This window comes from Subtercola boreus (assembly GCF_003399635.1).
Taxonomy (GTDB): Bacteria; Actinomycetota; Actinomycetes; order Actinomycetales; family Microbacteriaceae; genus Subtercola; species Subtercola boreus_B.
The window spans coordinates 66,605-83,525 of the sequence record NZ_NBXB01000017.1 but is presented as its reverse complement, the minus strand read 5'-3'; the positions used below and the strand labels follow the sequence as shown (position 1 = coordinate 83,525).

The window sequence follows — 16,921 nt, the reverse complement described above, 5'->3', positions numbered from 1 at the left end:
GAGGCCGTCATGTCCACTTGCTCTGAAAGCTCCCCGTCAGCGCCCGATTCGACGGAGTTCGAATCGCGTTTCCCCCGTCGGCTGCTGTTCGCGGGAGCCGCGGCGGGGCTGGCCGGCACCGCCGTGATCGCCGGTGCCGCGCCCGCCCAGGCGGCATCCGCAACCACACCGTGGATGCTCGGCGGCAACAGCGGCGTCACGACCAGCAATTTCATCGGCCCGACGACCGCTGGCGTGCCCCTGATCTTCAAGACCAAGGCGAACTCGACGTCGGCTGTCGTGGAGAAGATGCGGCTGACGGCCGACGGCAAGGTCGGCATCGGTGTGACGTCGCCGGCCGCGAAACTCGACATCGTCACCAGTGGAACTGCCGTGCAGGGCAAGAGTATCGGCACGACCACCTCCGGTCGCGGCCTCCTCGGATCGTCACCGAACGGGTACGGCGTGCAGGGCACATCGACCAACAACGTCGGCGTTCGGGGTGAAGGCACGACGGCCGGCGTGTCGGGCAAGGGCAATACCTACGGCATCGTCGGCGAGGCCACCTCGTACGGGGCCTACCTCAATGGAGGGCTCGCGGGTGTCTACGCGAGTGGCGGCAACTACGGCGTGCTGGCGACCGGAGCGACAGGCGTATCCGGCTCCGGTGTGACCGGCGTGTCCGGCTATTCGACCGATGCGAACAGCAACGGCGTCTACGGAAGCGGCGGGCAGTACGGCGTGCACGGTGTCAACGCGCGAACGGCCGGCGTCCGCGGCGACTCGGGCTACGTGGGCGTCTGGGGCGAGGCGCCCACCTACGCGCTGTTCGGCAGTGCGACCGCGACGACAGGACAGGTCTACGGCGTCTATGGCACGACCGCAAGTCCGAACGGATACGCCGTCTTCGCCCAGGGAAACGCCCACGTGAACGGCACTCTCTCGAAGGCCGCCGGATCCTTCAGGATCGATCACCCTCTCGACCCCGACAAAAAGTGGCTCTCGCACTCTTTCGTCGAATCGCCCGACATGATGAACATCTACAACGGCAACGTCACCACAGACGGCTCGGGTACTGCAACAGTGGGCCTGCCCGCGTACTTCGCCGCCCTGAACCGCGACTTCCGCTACCAGCTCACCGTCATCGGCGACTTCGCCCAGGTCGTCGTCTCCAAGGAGGTCGCGAACAACAGCTTCGCCATCAGGACCGACAAGCCGAACGTCAAAGTCTCGTGGCAGGTGACGGGCATCCGCCAGGATTCCTACGCCGCGGAGCATCCGATCGTCGTCGAGACGGCCAAAACGGGCACGGATGCCGGCACTCGCCAGTTCGTGCCGAAGGGTTCCACGGCCAAGGCCGCGCCCACCGGCCCCGGCTCGCCATCCGCCTCGATCACGCCCGCCTCCCCCGCAGACGTCGCGAAGCCACAGGACAAGGCCGCCGGCACCACGCCGGCCCCCGCCTACTGACCCACGCGGCGCTCAGATTCCCGGCCGGGCGCCGCGTTCTCGCACGATCGTCTCTACTGCCGCGCGGTCACGAGGAATATCTCGGACGATCGTGGTGAAGATCACATCCCAGTCGATCAGATTGTAGAGGTGTGCGGCACGGTCCCGGATTCCGATCAACGACTTCCAACTCACCTGCCCGTGCTGGCTGCGGAACGCCTCCGGCAGGTCCTTCGCCGCTTCACCGACCTGGATGAGCAGACTGTGTGCCGCCAGACTGATGAGCGTGCTCTCGTCGTCGAACTGAGCCCTGCCTCTCACGCCGAGAGCTTCAAGCTGGGTCAAACGATCCAGAACCTCCTCCAGCGTGCGGTCGACCCTCTCCCAGCGCTCAGCCTCGCGCGCCTCGGGGTTCACAGCGCAATCGCGTGGCGTTGAACAGATTCGATGCGACGCGCCGCCGAACTGACGACGTCAACGGACACACCCAGCAGCGCCGACAGTTCATCCTCAAAGTTGACGAGATCGCCCAAGCTCATGCTGCCGGGTTCGAACGACACAATGAGATCGATGTCCGACCCTGGGCCATCATCTCCGCGCGCTACAGAACCGAACACCCGGATCTCTGAGATACCGAAGCGACGGGCAATCGCGAGAATTTCCCCGCGGTGAGAATGCAGCACGACAGAAGGTCGATCCGCGAGCGCGTTGTCCATCAGTCCTCCTTAGCCAACAGTGTAGTCGCGGGACTGAGAACGCTGCAGCGCGCCGAAAGAACAGACGGGTCTCAGCTGACGGGGAACCTCGTCGCAGCACGGTCGAAGTACTCATCGCTCGATGTCAGCGTCGAGCGGGTGAGTGAGTCGCCGTTGGCGAGATCGAAGTCCGTCCACGTCTTCAAGCCGCTCGGATCGGGCGTGCGCCCGAGGTAGAGGGCGTACATCGCTCCAACCCGCTTCTGCGCGGTCTCTGTCGAGATCCAGAAGTCCTTGACGACCTCCATACGGCCCTGGCGCTCGGCGATCCCGCCCCAGAACACGATGTCAGCCTGGGATGGCAGTCTGCCGAGAAGCGCGAGGTACACCCCGGTGACGAAGCCGGCGTCGTTGCCGCCATGCTGGTCGTAGTACTCGGCGGAGGCGTAGTAGGTCATCTCGACATCGTCGGTCTGCGTGAGACCCTTGTGCATCCTGTCGAGCCAGAACAGACGGCCCGGTGCGTCGCTCTGGCGGTGAAGCACCGACTGGTAGGCCGCATCGATCCGGATGAGTCGGTATTCGTCGCTGTCGGCGAACCCCAGCGATACCGAACTGCGCGGCGAACCCGTCTTCAACCTGTCGGCCCAGAACGCGATCTCGCTCGTGCCGGGCGTACGCCCGAGAAAGTCTTTGTAGAGCGCGGTGATGTACGAATTCACCTTCGCGGGCACGCCCGGCTGCGTGGAGGCCGCCGACGCGAGCGTGACATCCTTCGACGCCACAGCCCCCTCGGAGATCGTGAATGTCGAGGTCGACGCCGGCTGGAAAGCGTCATCGGGGTACGTCACGGTGATCCGGTACGAACCGGGGTAGATGAAAGTCGTCTGATAGGTCAGAGCGGATCCGGTGCGCTCCACCGTCCCTGACGAGCTACTCACCCACGAGGCAGATGAGGCGTTGTAGCCCTCGACCGAGAGGGCGACCTTGGCGGGGTCGAGTCGGGAGAGGTCGCAGGATGCACAACCGATTGTTCCCTTCACCCGGCCGCCCTGCACCAGGGTCATGTCGACGCCGGATCGCACCTGCCCGGGCTTCACCGTGTACGGCACACCTTGGGGCGCACCGGCTGCCATGCCGAGGAATCCCTCGAGATAGGTCGTGGGCTCGGCAGCACCACTGTAGAACTCGACCTGGTAGGCTCCCGAGGCGTTGAGGTTCCGGAAGTCGTAGGTACCCGTGGCATCCGTGTTCGGGAGGGTGATCCGTGTGTCGGGCTGGCCCCCACCCAGAGTCTCACAGCCGTGCACGTCGTATGCCCAGACCTCGACATCCGACACGGGCGCGCCCTCCAGATTCTTGACAGTCCCCTTCAGTTCGCCGCCGACGGGCAGGGTGATGTTCCAGTTGGCGATGTCGGAGGCAGCAGTGGTGTAGTCCTGGCTCTCGACAGTGCAGCTGGACGAGTCGAACGAGGCCGAGAAGTACCGCGCGAAATTGCCGGGGCCCACGTTGTCGGCCTGGAGGAGGAACTGCGAACCCTTCTGCACCTGCACGGAGTAGTTGCCCGCGGCATCGACGCTTCCCACGACTGTCGGCGCATCGTTGACGCTTCTGACAAGAGAGATCTCTACCGCGCCGGCGCCCGCCGACCGACTGCCGAGCGAGACGTGACCGCTGACCGTGATCATGGCCGGTGCGGCGAACGCCGGCGAGGGCAGGAGAAGAGACGTGACGACGACAGCCGTGGCCGCAACACCCGCCAGGACACGCTTCATGCGGAACATGGATTCCCCCTCCATACAGACGAGGGAAGGCCCACCCGAGGGTGAGCCTTCCTTCGATCCGGTGGACCATCTTCGGTCCGGTGGAGCTGAGGGGATTCGAACCCCTGACCCCCTGCATGCCATGCAGGTGCGCTACCAACTGCGCCACAGCCCCTCATGTCTGGCCCAGAACCCGGGGGTTCTGCTTCAAACAACTTGCCTAGACTACTACACGCCGAGCCCGGTACGAAACCGAGACAGTTTCGAAAGCGCAGCGGGCGGGCATCCGGAACCTAGGTGACCGACACCGTGAGCGGAACGACCGGGCAGTCCTTCCAGAGCCGTTCGAGAGAGTAGTACAGGCGGTCCTCGTCGTGGAAGACGTGCACGATCACATCGCCGAAGTCGAGCAGCACCCAGCGACCTTCGGAGAGGCCCTCTCGACGCAGGAGCTTCGCACCGGACTCCTCGACCTTCTCGATGATCTCCTCGGCTATGGCGCGCACGTTGGGTTCATTGCGGCCCGAGGCGATCAGGAAGACGTCGGTGAGGGGAAGAGGGCCGGTCACGTCGAGGGCGACGAGGTTCTCAGCCTGCTTCGAGTCGGCCGCGCGTGCGGCGATGCGGGTCAGTTCGAGGGAACGGTCGGTTGCAGTCAAAAAGGGGTTACCTGACGGTTAGAAGATTCTGAGGGCGAAGACGGCCACGAGGAGCCCGACCACTCCGACGGCCAGCACACCGGCCGTCACCATGAGGATCACGGGGGCGTTTGCCCGGCTGCGCTTGGGGGGCGCGATCAGGCCCGAGCTCGCACCGTGGGTGCTGACGGCGCGACTCGCGCTGACGGGTGCGACATCCGACCCGACGTCGCCGTCGGGGTCGAGGTAGGCGTCGAGCTCGGAGGACTCGAGGCCGTCGGCCGGAGCCGCGCCCATCGAACCGAGACTCATGGGGAGGTCGATCGAACCGGTGATGATGACCTCACCGGTTTCGTCGAGCGCTGTGCCGACGTCGCCGTGGTGGGGCACGGACGGAAGCACGAGTGCGCTTGTGGTGGAGACACTGTTCGAGGAACCGACGCCGCGGGTGGCGATCAGGGCGTCGAACGGGGACTGTGCCCGAGCGGCGTCCACCTCGCGTGCCCGTTCGTCGGACTTCGGGAACAGCGGCGAGAGGATCGGGCCTGACGGGTTCTCGTCGATCGTGATGACATGCACCGCCTCGGGAGCGACGGTGTCGTCGATCTCGGCGAACTCCTCGTCCTCCTGGGTTGCCACCTCTTCATCGACCGATGGGTCGACCACGATCAGTTCTTCGACAGGAACGGCCACCTCGCTGGTGTCTTCTGAGAAACCGGACCCTGACGAGTCACCGCGGGTGTCTTCGATCGTCTCCACGGAGCCCGTCGGAACGATCTCGATACTGTTCGTTTCGGGTGCTTCGGGGATGATCTCAGCGATGATCGGGCCGGTCGTCGGGCTCGAGGGGGCTTCGGCTTGAGCTTCGGGCTGGGCCTCGCCCCTGTCGGCATCCCCAGCGCCAGCCGCATCCTGCGAGCCGGCGGCGTGCTGCTCGGCGAACGGGTGATCGACGGAGACCACGCGACGGGCGCGACGGCTGAGCGACGGGGCGGCGCCGGCGGGGGTCGCCGGAGCGAAGGGAACGACATCGACAGAGTCGGTTACCGGAGCGGACACCCCAGGCTCAGCTGGCACCGAGTCGGGCTCGGTCGTCGGTTCGGGCGTTGCAACGGGAGCGTCTGTGGCAGCAGCCGTAGCAGCAGCGCGGCGCTCGGCATCCGCCTCTTCGGCGGCCTTCGCGTCTTCTTTCTGCTGCTTGCGCGGTTTTTGGCGCTCGAGTTCACGGAGCGCACGCCGAGTCAGCGGCTGCTCGTCGTGAGGCACAGTCATTCAACACTCCGATATAGGTGATGCTTGGTGATGTACTGAACTACACCGTCGGGTACCAAGTACCACACTGGGAATCCCCGGCCTACCCGCCCACGACAGTCAGTGGACGATATGGCGAGCGCCGGAACTTCCAAATAGCTTACGTCCTGTCGCGGCAAAGCGGAAATGGCCAGGGTGTGCCCAGGCCGCGAAACTGCTACGAAGTGGGCGAGCGACCACAGCTCTTCGCTGTCTTTCCAGCCGAGGATCTGCGCGATGGCATCGGCCCCGGAGATGAAGAAGAGGTCAGCATCGGGGTTCGCCTCCTTCAGGTCACGAAGCGTGTCGATCGTGTAAGTGGGCCCACCTCGGTCGATGTCCACCCGGCTCACCGTGAAGCGGGGATTGGATGCCGTGGCGATCACCGTCATCAGATACCGGTGCTCGGCCTCCGTCACATCGGTCTTCTGCCAGGGCGACCCGGTGGGTACGAACAGCACGGTATCGAGGTCGAAGAACTGCGCGGCCTCACTGGCGGCGACGAGATGGCCGTGGTGGATCGGGTCGAACGTGCCGCCCATGATGCCGATGCGCGGCCGCCTGGGCTGGCCGGGAGTCACCTCGGGAGCAACGGTCATGAACGTGGCGCGGTGATTCGTCGGAGGGCCGGGGCGCTGGCAGGCGTCGGCAAGCGTCAGTGGTCGGCGCCGGTGCGGTCACCGTGACCGTGCAGGTCGTGCGACTGCGCGAACGCCGCGGACTTCTGCGGGTGGCGGTTGGCGACGTCGCGGTAGCTCCACATGACGAAGCCGGCGACCAGGAAGATCGCGAAGGCGATGAGCCCGAAGAAGACGCCGGGGAAGGGCAGGTGGTTGACGGCCTCTTCGGAAAGCACGATGGCGCTCGCTACGACGGACATTGATTCTCCTGATCATTCGTGCGGCCCGGAAGGCCACAGCACAAGACTACCCGTCTCAGCGGATCTGTCCGGAACCACGCACGAGCCACTTCGTGCTCGTCAGCTCGGGCAGTCCCATCGGACCCCGGGCGTGCAGCTTCTGGGTGGAGATGCCGACCTCCGCCCCGAAGCCGAACTCGCCGCCGTCGGTGAACCGGGTGGACGCATTCACCATCACCGCCGCAGAGTCGACCTCGTTCAGGAACCGTTCCGCGTGTGAGAGGTCGTTCGTGATGATCGACTCCGTGTGGTGCGTCGAATACCGGCGGATGTGCTCCATCGCCTCGTCGATGTCGGAGACCACCCGCACCGAGAGGTCGAGGCTCATGTACTCGGTCTGCCAGTCCTCCTCGGTGGCGGCGACGGAGTCGGGGAAGAGGGCGCGCGCCTCGTTGTCGGCGTGGATGACCACCCCGTCGGCCCGCAACCGCGCGAGCACCGGCGGCAGCAGCCTGGCCGCAGAACCCCTGTGAACGAGGAGGGTCTCGAGAGCGTTGCAGACGCTCGGCCGCTGCACCTTGGCGTTCTGCACGATGTCGACCGACCACGTCTCGTCGGCGCTCTCATCGAGGAACACGTGCACGACACCCGCCCCGGTCTCGATGACCGGCACCTTCGACTCCGCGACCACCTTGTTGATGAGCGAGGCGCTGCCCCGCGGGATCAGCACGTCGACCAAGCCTCTGGCCTGCATCAGCTCGTGGGCTCCTGCCCGCCCGAACTCGTCGATGGTCTGCACGCACTCCCGGGGAAGCCCGACGGAGGCCAGGGCATCCTGGATCAGCCCCACGAGCACACGATTGGTGTTCTCGGCCGCCGACCCACCGCGGAGCACGACGGCGTTGCCACTCTTCAGCGCGAGCGCGGCGATATCGACCGTGACGTTGGGCCGGGCCTCGTAGATGACCCCGACGACGCCGAACGGCACGCGTACCTGGTCGATGCGGATACCGTTCGGCAGCACCCGGCCGCGAACCGTCTCACCGACGGGGTCGACCAGACCGACAATCTCGAGCACGGCCGCCGAGAGGGCCCCGAGCCGGGACTCACTGAGCGAGAGCCTGTCCTGAAGCGCCGTCGTGAGGCCGTTCTCCCGGCCGTTGCCGAGATCGAGCGCATTCGCCGGCAGTATCTCGGCGGCGCCTCCGGCGACGGCCCGGGAGATGGCTTCGAGGGCCCTGTTCTTCACATCGGCTGTCGCCGTCGCGAGCGCGAGCGACGCGGCACGGGCCGCGACGAGACGGTCGGTGAGCGACGAGAGCGGGGGTGCGTCGAGTGTGGTGTTGGCCATGCTCACGATTCTAGGACTCCCCTCCCGCCAGCCGGCCGGAGCCACCAGAATCTGTGGACAACTCCTACGAGGCCGCCGGTGTGAAGAACGTGCCGACCGGATGCCCGGCCAGGGCCTCTGTCACGAGGGTGGCCGAGGTCACGAGCACGGCCGTGCCGGCATCCGCTGCCAGCCGGGCGGCAGAGACCTTCGTCGCCGCTCCCCCGGTTCCGACGCCCGCCGCGCCGACGTCGCCGAACGTGACATCGGCGAGCAGATCGCCGACCGGCACGTCCACGATCCTGACGGCGCCCGGCTCCGAGGGAGGGCGGGTGTACAGCGCATCCACGTCGGAGAGCAGCACCAGCACGTCGGCCTTCACCAGCACCGAGACGAGAGCGGCGAGCCGGTCGTTGTCTCCGAACCGGATCTCCTGCGTCGCCACGGTGTCGTTCTCGTTCACGATCGGAAGGATCCGGAGCTTCAGCAGCCGCTCCATCGCGCGCTGAGCGTTGCTGCGATGGCTGGGGTTCTCAAGATCGCCAGCGGTGAGCAGAACCTGGCCTGCCACGATACTGAACGGCCTCAGCGCATCCTGGTAGCGGTAGATGAGAAGGTTCTGCCCCACAGCGGCGGCCGCCTGCTGGGTCGCGAGATCGGTCGGACGATCGTCGAGCTGCAGGAAGGGCATGCCCGTCGCGATGGCGCCCGATGAGACCAGGATGACTTCCGTGCCCCGACCGTGGAGCTCGGCGAGCGCGGCGACCAGCACGGCGATGTGCTCGGTGTTCGCTCCGGTGATCGACGACGACCCGACCTTCACGACGACGCGCGCCGCCTCACGGATCTCCTCCCGGGAGCGGATGGAGCCTCGGCTCACTCGCGCTCCCCGGAGGCGGAACCCGCTGAACCCGCGGAGCCCGACGCACCCGACGGCGCCGGCGTACCCGACCCGTCCACCGCGGTGTCGAAGTCGGGCTCGGTCAGGCCGTCGGCCTCCTCGTCACCCCAGAGTCCGGCCTCCTTCTCCCGCACGAGCTCGGCGCGGGCCGCGGCCTTCGCATCCATCAGCTCCACATAGCGCTGGCGACGGGTCTGGTTCGTGCGGCGGTTGTTCGGGTCGAGGCGCGCGTCGGTTCCACGCGGGGCGGTGACGAGCTCGGCCGTCGATGTGAGGGTGGGCTCCCAGTCGAAGATGATGCCGTTGCCCGGGCCGATGACGACGGTGGATCCGCCGACTGCACCGGCACGGAACAACTCGTCTTCGACACCGAGCTTCGCGAGCCGGTCCGCGAGGAAGCCGATCGCCTCCTCGTTCGTGAAGTCCGTCTGGGCGACCCAGCGCTCAGGCTTGCCGCCCAGCACGCGGTAGACGTTGCCGAACGAGCCGCCCTCCACGACCACCCGGAAGTCGGCATCGTCGACAGCCTTCGGCCGGATGACGATCCGAGGCTTGGCGGCCTCGGTGGCGGCCTCTGCGCGGCTGGTCTCGACCACGCCGGCCAGCGCGAACGACAGCGGCTGCAGTCCTTCGTGGCTCACCGTCGAGATCTCGAAGACGCGGTAGCCGCGGGCCTCGAGGTCGGGGCGCACGAAGTCCGCGAGTTCGCGGCCCTCCGGCACGTCGATCTTGTTCAGCGCGATCAGCTGCGGCCGGTCGAGCAACGGCAGCTGGCCATCCGGAACCGGGTACGCGGCAAGCTCGGCCAGGATGATGTCGAGGTCGCTGAGTGGGTCGCGGCCGGGCTCGAGCGTCGCGCAGTCGAGAACGTGCAGCAGGGCGCTGCACCGTTCGACGTGGCGGAGGAACTCGAGGCCGAGGCCCTTGCCCTCGCTCGCACCCTCGATGAGGCCGGGCACGTCGGCGATCGTGTAACGGGTCTCCCCGGCCTGCACGACTCCGAGGTTCGGGTGCAGTGTCGTGAAGGGGTAGTCGGCGATCTTCGGCTTGGCCGCGGACATCGCGGCGACGAGGCTCGACTTGCCAGCGGACGGGTATCCCACCAGCGCGACATCGGCGACCGTCTTCAACTCGAGGAAGACGTCACCCTCCCAGCCGGGCGTGCCCAGCAGGGCGAACCCGGGAGCCTTGCGCTTGCTGGACGAGAGGGCCGCGTTGCCGAGCCCGCCCTGTCCGCCGGGCGCGACGATGATGCGGATGCCCGGCTCGTCCATGTCGACGAGGGTCTCACCCTCGGCATTCTTGACGACGGTGCCGACGGGCACGCTCAGCACCATCTCCTCGCTCGTGAAACCACTCTTGTGATCTCCCGCACCGGGGCCGCCGTTCTCGGAGCTCCGGTGCGGACGACGGTGGAAGTCGAGGATGGTCGTGGTCTGCGGGTCGCTGACGAGAACGATGTCGCCCCCGTTGCCGCCGTTGCCGCCGTCAGGTCCGGCCAGCGGCTTGAACTTCTCGCGCTTGATCGACACACAACCGTTGCCGCCGTTGCCGGCACGCAGATGGAGGGTTACCTGGTCAACAAACGTTGCCATTTGCACTCCTTACGATGGTGCGACCTTCGTCGCGTCTAACGAAAAAACAGGGGCGAGCCGAAGCCCGCCCCTGCCGAAACATGAGGTACCTGACTAGGCAGGCACCGCGACGGGCTCGGTTGCGACAACCGGCACGACGATGTTGATGACTTTGCGGCCACCCTTGTTGCCGAACTCGACCGAACCTGCGGCGAGGGCGAACAGCGTGTCGTCGCCGCCACGGCCGACGTTCACGCCGGGGTGGAAGTGGGTGCCGCGCTGGCGGACGATGATCTCGCCGGCCGAGACGACCTGACCGCCGAAGCGCTTCACGCCGAGGCGCTGAGCGTTGGAGTCACGACCGTTGCGAGTGGAACTCGCGCCTTTTTTGTGTGCCATGAGTGTCTACCTGCCCTTACTTGATCGTGGTGACCTTGACACGAGTGAGCTCCTGGCGGTGGCCCTGGCGCTTCTTGTATCCGGTCTTGTTCTTGAACTTCTGGATGACGATCTTCGGGCCACGGAGGTCTTCGAGGACCTCAGCGGTGACCTTGACCTTGGCGAGCTTGGTCGAGTCGGACGTGATCGTCGAACCGTCGACCAGCAACACCGCTGCCAGCTGGATGTTGCCTTCTTTGTCGCCCTTGATGCGGTCGAGGGTGACGATTGTGCCGACCTCTACCTTCTCCTGGCGGCCACCGGCGCGCACAACTGCGTAAACCACTTCACATACCTATTCTCTACTCGGCGACTGCGCCCCAACCAGTGGTTGGCCTGCACCCTTGATATTCATTGAAAGCTTCTGGAAAGTCCCAGTGACTGTGCGCGGGCAGAGCCAGCACGCACCAACGGTCTACTTTACTTCGTAGCACGCGCCGGGTCAAACGCAGCCGGTGTGTCCGCTTCTGCATTCTACACGGCCGGGGTTTGTAGGCTTGCTGGATGACCGTGCTGATCGATCTGCCGCGCTGGCCCGCGCACGACACGCTCTGGTCGCACCTCGTGAGCGACTCCTCGCTGGCCGAGCTGCACGCCTTCGCGGCAGCGGCCGGAATCCCGCGACGCGGTTTCGATCTGGACCACTACGACGTGCCCGCCGCGCGCTACGTCGAACTCGTTGCGGCCGGCGCGCAGCCGGCCACCATGCGGGAGATCGTGGTGGCGCTCCGCTCCAGCGGGCTGCGGGTGATCGCGAAGGATCGTACCCAGCACCGCTGAGCGGCGGGCACAGCCGCCGGCCAGCAGAGACGTCGGCGGAGCGGGGCGCTACTCGCCCTCCGCCGTGACCGGAGCGCTGAGCGCCGCCGTCGAGACGCGCCGGCTCCTCGAGCGACCCTGGCCGGGCTGCTTGGGCTCCGGAAGCGCCTCGAGCACCGAGTCGAGGAGCCTGGCGGCGTCCTCGCGCTTGGCGCGCTGGGGCGCCCGGGGCGGCGACGGAAGGTCGATGATCGGCAGTTCGAGGGCGGCGTCCGGCGTCTCGTCCGATTCGGGCAGCTCAGTCACCGTGGAGGCCTTCTCCGGCGAAACGGCAGGAGTGGGCTCGGGGGCGGTCAGCTCAGGCGCCGTGAGCTCAGGGGCTGCCACCGCTTCGTCCGCCGGGCCGCGCACAGCGCCCTCGACGGTTGCCCGATCCTCGTTCGCGGCCTCCGCACTTGCGGCGGCACGCTGGCTCCGGGAGCGCCTGGAGCTCCGGCGGGAGCGCTGCGACGTCTCGGCCTCGGCCGTGTCGACGGTCTCACCGAAGGCGCCGACACCGGGTTCGGATCCGACGGCTTCCGTCGTGGGCAGAGTTCCCTGGAGCGCCGCTTCTGCGACGGCAGCAGAGTCGGCCAGCGTCACGTCGACGGCGGGCTTCTGCCCCGCAGCCGACGCAATGGTGCTGGCGGCGATCTTCGCCAGAGCGGTCTGCGCGGCCGGGGTGATGCTGTGGGTCACGCCGGCGGGGTGCGATCCGTTCGAGGTTCCGTTGCCGAAGGCGGATCCGTTCGCCGAACCGTTGCCCCCGTTGCCACCGTTCGAGCCGCTACCCGAACCGTTGCCATTGCCGTTGCCGTTGCCGTTGCCACCACCGTTGTTGCTGCCGTTCGAATTCTGGCCACCCTTTCGTCCGCGGCGCTGTTCAGGCTGCGGGGTCTGGGTCTGGCGATGCTTCGACGTGGGATCGTGGTGCACGATCACACCCCGGCCCGCACACACCTCGCAGGGCTCACTGAATGACTCGAGGAGGCCGAGCCCCAGCTTCTTGCGGGTCATCTGCACGAGGCCGAGTGAGGTGACCTCTGCCACCTGGTGCTTGGTGCGGTCGCGGCTCAGGCATTCGACGAGCCGGCGCAGCACGAGGTCCCGGTTGGATTCGAGCACCATGTCGATGAAGTCGACCACGATGATGCCGCCGATGTCGCGGAGGCGCATCTGGCGAACGACCTCCTCGGCCGCCTCCAGGTTGTTCTTCGTGACGGTCTCCTCGAGGTTTCCGCCTGAACCGACGAACTTGCCGGTGTTGACGTCGACAACGGTCATGGCCTCGGTGCGGTCGATCACGAGGGAACCGCCGGAGGGCAGCCAGACCTTGCGGTCGAGCGCCTTCTCGATCTGCTCGTTGATGCGGAACCGGTCGAACGGATCGCCTTCGCCGTCGAAGATGTCGATGCGGTCGACCAGATCCGGTGCCACCTGCGCGAGGTAGGTCTCGATCGTGGCCTGGGCATCCGACCCGCTGATGACGAGTTTGCCGAAGTCCTCGTTGAAGACGTCGCGGATGATCTTCACCAGCAGGTCGGGCTCGCCGTGCAGCAGCGCGGGCGACTGCAGGGACTTCACCTTGTCGCTGATGGAGGACCACTGCTCGATGAGCCGCTGCACGTCGAGCGTGAGCTGCTCCTCGGTGGCGCCCTCGGCCGCGGTGCGGACGATCACGCCCACATTGTCGGGAAGAACCTCCTTGAGGATTTTCTTGAGGCGTGCGCGCTCGGTGTCGGGGAGCTTCCGCGAGATGCCGTTCATGTTGCCGTTCGGAACGTACACGAGGTAGCGGCCGGGCAGCGAGAGCTGGCTGGTGAGGCGGGCGCCCTTGTGTCCCACGGGGTCTTTCGTGACCTGCACGAGAACCGTGTCGCCGGGCTTCAGCGCGAGCTCGATGCGGCGGGGCTGGTTTCCGGTGTCGGCGGCGTCCCAGTCGACCTCGCCCGAGTAGAGCACAGCGTTCCGGCCGCGTCCGATGTCGACGAAGGCCGCCTCCATGCTCGGCAGCACGTTCTGCACGCGGCCGAGGTACACGTTGCCGATGAGCGAGGCGTCCTGCGCCTTCGCCACGTAGTGCTCGACCAGCACGCCGTCTTCGAGAACGCCGATCTGGATGCGATCGTGCGCCGAGCGCACGATCATCGAGCGGTCGACGGACTCGCGGCGGGCCAGGAACTCGGCTTCGGTGATGACCGGGCGTCGACGGCCGGCGTCACGGCCGTCGCGGCGGCGCTGCTTCTTCGCCTCGAGCCGGGTCGAGCCCTTGATGCGCTGGGGCTCGGTTATCAGCTCGGCGGCGGGCGCCTGCTGGCGAGGCGGACGCACCTTGACGACAGTGTTCGGCGGCAGATCGTCGGGCAGCCGGCTCTCGTCACCGCTCCGCCTGCGGGTGCGGCGGCGAACGGTGGTGTCGGCGCGGTCGCCACCCCGATCATCCCTGTCGCCGGCATCCCCGCTGTCCCGGTCGTTCCGGTCGCGATCGTCTCGGCCCCGATCGTCGCGGTCCCAGTCGTCGTCGCGCTCGCGCCCCGGGCGGGGTGGGAGCAACTGGATGTCGGGTGCCTGGAACAGCAGCGACGTCGTGGTGCGCGGCACCGGCTGGCTCGGAGCGGCCGGAGCCTGGCCGAGTTCGGGTTCGAGCCAGGGCTCGTTGGGTTCGTTCGAATCTGTCATGGGGACCTTCACATCTGTTGCGGCCGCCGCTGAGGGGGCCGACGCTGTCTGGGTCGGTGCTGTCTGGGCTGGCGCTGTCTGGGTCAGTGCTGTCCGGGGCTGCGTCGTCTGGGTCGGGGCCGACTGGGTCGGCCGCACCTCTGGCGACGCGGTTTCGGACGCGGCGGGAACGCCGGAGGCAGAGTCGGGCTGTGTCAGCTCTGCTGCCTTCTTGGCTGACCTGCGCCCGCCGAACAGGCGGGAGCGTCGTTTGACCGGTTGGTTGTCTTCCACCATTTCTGGTGCACTCCTAGCCGGGCTGGGTGACCGCGCCACCCGCCGGGTACTCTCTCGTGCGGCCCCGCTTCCGGTGAGACTTCCCCGTCTTCGGTACCGCAAATCCTTCACGCGAACCGTCCGGCTTCAGCTCTGGACGGGTTCTTCGTGCTCCTGGTGATGCTCCGTTCCACCTTCTTCAGGTGGCCCGGCAAACTTTTTGCGCAACTGAGCGCATGTTGTGCTGTCGTACCGGGCGCGGCCCGGAAGACATGCTGCCATTATCGCACGCATTCCCAGAGAGGGCGGTTGGGGCGTGTGGCAGAATGCCACAGTGATCGAAGAAACCCTGCCCACGCGGCGTCCTGTGGGGCTCGCCGTCTTCCTCGTGATCGCCGGGCTGATCGGCTGGATCGCCTCCTTCGCCCTCACTCTCGAGAAGATCGAGACCCTGGTCAACCCGAACTACGTGCCGTCGTGCAACATCTCGGTGTTGGTCAGCTGCGGCCCGAACATGGCCAGCCCGCAGGGGTCGCTCTTCGGCTTCCCGAACCCCCTCATCGGAGTCGCGTGCTTCATCGCGGTGATCGTCGTGGGAGTCGGGATCCTTGCAGGTGCAACGTTCGCCCGCTGGTTCTGGATGCTCTTCAACCTCGGCATCGTCTTCGCCCTGGTGTTCGTCATCTGGCTGATCGGCCAGAGCATCTTCGTTCTGGGCACGCTCTGCCCCTACTGCATGGTGGTCTGGACGATGGTCATCCCGCTGTTCTGGTACGTGACCGTGTACAACCTCCGCGAGGGCAACATCCCCGCGCCGGCCGGGGTGCGGAGCATTGCGCGGCTGTTCTTCCCGTTCCTCTGGCTCTTCGTGATCGTCTCGTACCTCGTGGTGGCCGTGCTGGCCCAGCTGCGGCTCGACGTCATCGCCTCACTCACCAATAGCTGAGCATTCTTCGCTAAACTGGGAGGATGCTTCGAGACATCTTCGACGAATGCGCAGACAGGTTCGTCTCCCAGGCCGCCGGTTCCGTCGAGATGCTCCTTCTCGAACCGACCCTTGCACCGCTGCAGTATCCGCTGCTCGACCCGCGATTGATCGAGTGGATCGGCCGCATCTCCACTGGTGAAGATGTGACTCGGAACGCTCAACGGTCCAACCATCCTTTGCAGATCATGTCGGAGAACTCGCTCATCGAAGTTCGCTGCGAGAACGGCTTCTCAGTGAAATTGAGTGCTGCAATGGTCGATTGCAGCTGGCGACGCGGTGCCGGCGCCGCAAAGAGCAGGTGAGCCGCCCAGTGCTCGGTGAACAAACCGTAGGCTCGGCTCAATGCGGCGTCGAAAGTGCCACGGGAGTGATCCTGTGAACGCCAGTGAAAGTATGCTGGCGACGAAGTCCGCGATGCAGTCTTTCGTCGCGGAACACAGAGCGTGGCGCAGCGCTTCCTTTTCCGACCCGCGGGGCCCATTCGCCATCGCTTGCGATCCCAGGCGTCAGGTCGGCAGGGCTTCATCCCACTGTTACGTGATGGTCGAGGATCCACCCGGCACGACCACGTTCGTGTTGCCCTTCTGCCCAGCAATCGAGATTGCGTGGATGGAGGCCTCGAAGTGGAGCACGGCAACACTTTTGGAGCTGGGCGAACAGAGCGGGTTGCGTCCTCGCGTGGTCGAAGGAGATCGGACGCCTCTCGCGCTTCAGTTCGACGACGGATTCTTTATCGAGCTGAAGGGGAACCGTCTCATCTTCGGGTGGCGAAAGCCAGTCGACAGGATAAGTGACTAGTCGAACCAGAGGGCGAGCTCGCGGGCGGCGGACTCCGGGGAGTCACTGCCGTGCACGAGGTTCTGCTGCACCTTGAGGCCCCAGTCGCGGCCGAGGTCGCCGCGGATCGTTCCGGGCGCCGCAGCGGTGGGGTCGGTCGTGCCGGCGAGTGAGCGGAAACCCTCGATCACGCGGTTGCCGGCGACACGCGCAGCGAACACCGGGCCCGACTCCATGAACTCGATGAGGGGTTCGTAGAACGGCTTACCCTCGTGCTCCTCATAGTGAGCGGCCAGAAGCACACGTGACGGCTCGAAGAGCTTCACATCGACGAGTTGGTAGCCCTTCGCCTCTATGCGGGCCAGGATGTCGCCGATCAGGTTGCGCGCGACTCCGTCGGGCTTGATCAGAACGAGTGTCTCTTCGACGTTTGCAGTCACAGGGGTTCTACTTTCTTGTGGAGGGTCTGGATGATGAGCAGGAATGTCGGGGTGCCAGGCAGTCG

The 16,921-nt window shown here is 66.3% G+C and carries 18 protein-coding genes and 1 tRNA gene; 4 read left to right on the top strand and 15 right to left on the bottom strand.

Annotated features, from left to right (window positions below; translation table 11 throughout):
- Positions 1-9: 9 nt before the first annotated feature.
- A complete protein-coding gene (locus B7R22_RS05740) occupies positions 10-1,449 on the top strand; it encodes a hypothetical protein (RefSeq protein ID WP_147305318.1) in 1,440 nt (479 codons plus the stop codon).
- Positions 1,450-1,461: 12 nt separating this feature from the next.
- Here B7R22_RS05740 and B7R22_RS05735 read toward each other — a convergent pair whose 3' ends face one another.
- The 13 genes from B7R22_RS05735 to rplU form a co-directional block, all read right to left on the bottom strand.
- Entirely contained in the window at positions 1,462-1,845 is a 384-nt protein-coding gene (locus B7R22_RS05735; protein WP_172582232.1) for a HepT-like ribonuclease domain-containing protein, read from the bottom strand.
- Positions 1,842-2,144: a nucleotidyltransferase family protein gene (locus tag B7R22_RS05730; RefSeq protein ID WP_116410822.1), complete on the bottom strand. Its 303-nt coding sequence runs from the start codon at positions 2,142-2,144 to the stop codon at positions 1,842-1,844. Before B7R22_RS05730 ends, B7R22_RS05735 begins: the two co-directional genes overlap by 4 nt.
- A gap of 71 nt (positions 2,145-2,215) precedes the next feature.
- The gene (locus B7R22_RS05725; RefSeq protein WP_172582231.1) at positions 2,216-3,910 is read right to left on the bottom strand and encodes a DUF4214 domain-containing protein; all 1,695 of its coding nucleotides are present in this window, start codon (positions 3,908-3,910) and stop codon (positions 2,216-2,218) included.
- A gap of 81 nt (positions 3,911-3,991) precedes the next feature.
- Positions 3,992-4,064 (bottom strand) — tRNA-Ala (locus B7R22_RS05720).
- 118 nt (positions 4,065-4,182) lie between these two features.
- Positions 4,183-4,548 (bottom strand): ribosome silencing factor, encoded by a 366-nt coding sequence (rsfS, locus tag B7R22_RS05715; RefSeq protein WP_116282469.1) that lies wholly within the window; start codon positions 4,546-4,548, stop codon positions 4,183-4,185.
- Positions 4,549-4,566: 18 nt separating this feature from the next.
- A complete protein-coding gene (locus B7R22_RS05710; protein WP_147305317.1) occupies positions 4,567-5,799 on the bottom strand; it encodes a hypothetical protein in 1,233 nt (410 codons plus the stop codon).
- Positions 5,796-6,416: a nicotinate-nucleotide adenylyltransferase gene (nadD, locus tag B7R22_RS05705; protein ID WP_116410819.1), complete on the bottom strand. Its 621-nt coding sequence runs from the start codon at positions 6,414-6,416 to the stop codon at positions 5,796-5,798. The genes B7R22_RS05710 and nadD overlap by 4 nt, the downstream gene beginning before the upstream one ends.
- 56 nt (positions 6,417-6,472) lie before the next feature.
- Positions 6,473-6,697 (bottom strand): hypothetical protein, encoded by a 225-nt coding sequence (locus B7R22_RS05700; RefSeq protein WP_116410818.1) that lies wholly within the window; start codon positions 6,695-6,697, stop codon positions 6,473-6,475.
- 55 nt (positions 6,698-6,752) lie between these two features.
- A complete protein-coding gene (locus B7R22_RS05695) occupies positions 6,753-8,027 on the bottom strand; it encodes a glutamate-5-semialdehyde dehydrogenase (protein ID WP_116410817.1) in 1,275 nt (424 codons plus the stop codon).
- A 64-nt stretch (positions 8,028-8,091) separates the two neighbouring features.
- On the bottom strand, positions 8,092-8,886 hold the full coding sequence (proB, locus tag B7R22_RS05690; protein WP_116410816.1) for a glutamate 5-kinase: 795 nt from the start codon (positions 8,884-8,886) through the stop codon (positions 8,092-8,094).
- A complete protein-coding gene (gene obgE / locus B7R22_RS05685; RefSeq protein WP_116410815.1) occupies positions 8,883-10,502 on the bottom strand; it encodes a GTPase ObgE in 1,620 nt (539 codons plus the stop codon). The genes proB and obgE overlap by 4 nt, the downstream gene beginning before the upstream one ends.
- 93 nt (positions 10,503-10,595) lie before the next feature.
- Positions 10,596-10,880, bottom strand: coding sequence for a 50S ribosomal protein L27 (rpmA, locus tag B7R22_RS05680; protein WP_116282462.1), 285 nt, complete (start codon positions 10,878-10,880; stop codon positions 10,596-10,598).
- Positions 10,881-10,896: 16 nt separating this feature from the next.
- The gene (rplU, locus tag B7R22_RS05675; RefSeq protein WP_116410814.1) at positions 10,897-11,205 is read right to left on the bottom strand and encodes a 50S ribosomal protein L21; all 309 of its coding nucleotides are present in this window, start codon (positions 11,203-11,205) and stop codon (positions 10,897-10,899) included.
- Positions 11,206-11,423: 218 nt separating this feature from the next.
- Here rplU and B7R22_RS05670 point away from each other — a divergent pair, with 218 nt between their 5' ends.
- Positions 11,424-11,699: a DUF4031 domain-containing protein gene (locus tag B7R22_RS05670; protein ID WP_116410813.1), complete on the top strand. Its 276-nt coding sequence runs from the start codon at positions 11,424-11,426 to the stop codon at positions 11,697-11,699.
- 48 nt (positions 11,700-11,747) lie between these two features.
- Here the strand turns inward: B7R22_RS05670 and B7R22_RS05665 are convergent, their stop codons facing one another.
- Positions 11,748-14,672, bottom strand: coding sequence for an Rne/Rng family ribonuclease (locus tag B7R22_RS05665; RefSeq protein WP_116410812.1), 2,925 nt, complete (start codon positions 14,670-14,672; stop codon positions 11,748-11,750).
- Between the two features lie 313 nt (positions 14,673-14,985).
- On the opposite strand from B7R22_RS05665, the gene B7R22_RS05660 reads away from it, so the two are divergent.
- Both B7R22_RS05660 and B7R22_RS05655 read left to right on the top strand, forming a co-directional pair.
- Positions 14,986-15,597 carry a vitamin K epoxide reductase family protein gene (locus B7R22_RS05660; RefSeq protein ID WP_116410811.1) on the top strand — a complete coding sequence of 204 codons (612 nt, stop codon included), beginning with the start codon at positions 14,986-14,988 and terminating at the stop codon, positions 15,595-15,597.
- A 23-nt stretch (positions 15,598-15,620) separates the two neighbouring features.
- The gene (locus B7R22_RS05655) at positions 15,621-15,941 is read left to right on the top strand and encodes a hypothetical protein (protein ID WP_116410810.1); all 321 of its coding nucleotides are present in this window, start codon (positions 15,621-15,623) and stop codon (positions 15,939-15,941) included.
- A 492-nt stretch (positions 15,942-16,433) separates the two neighbouring features.
- Here the strand turns inward: B7R22_RS05655 and ndk are convergent, their stop codons facing one another.
- Positions 16,434-16,856: a nucleoside-diphosphate kinase gene (gene ndk, locus B7R22_RS05645; protein ID WP_116410808.1), complete on the bottom strand. Its 423-nt coding sequence runs from the start codon at positions 16,854-16,856 to the stop codon at positions 16,434-16,436.
- Positions 16,857-16,921: the final 65 nt, after the last annotated feature.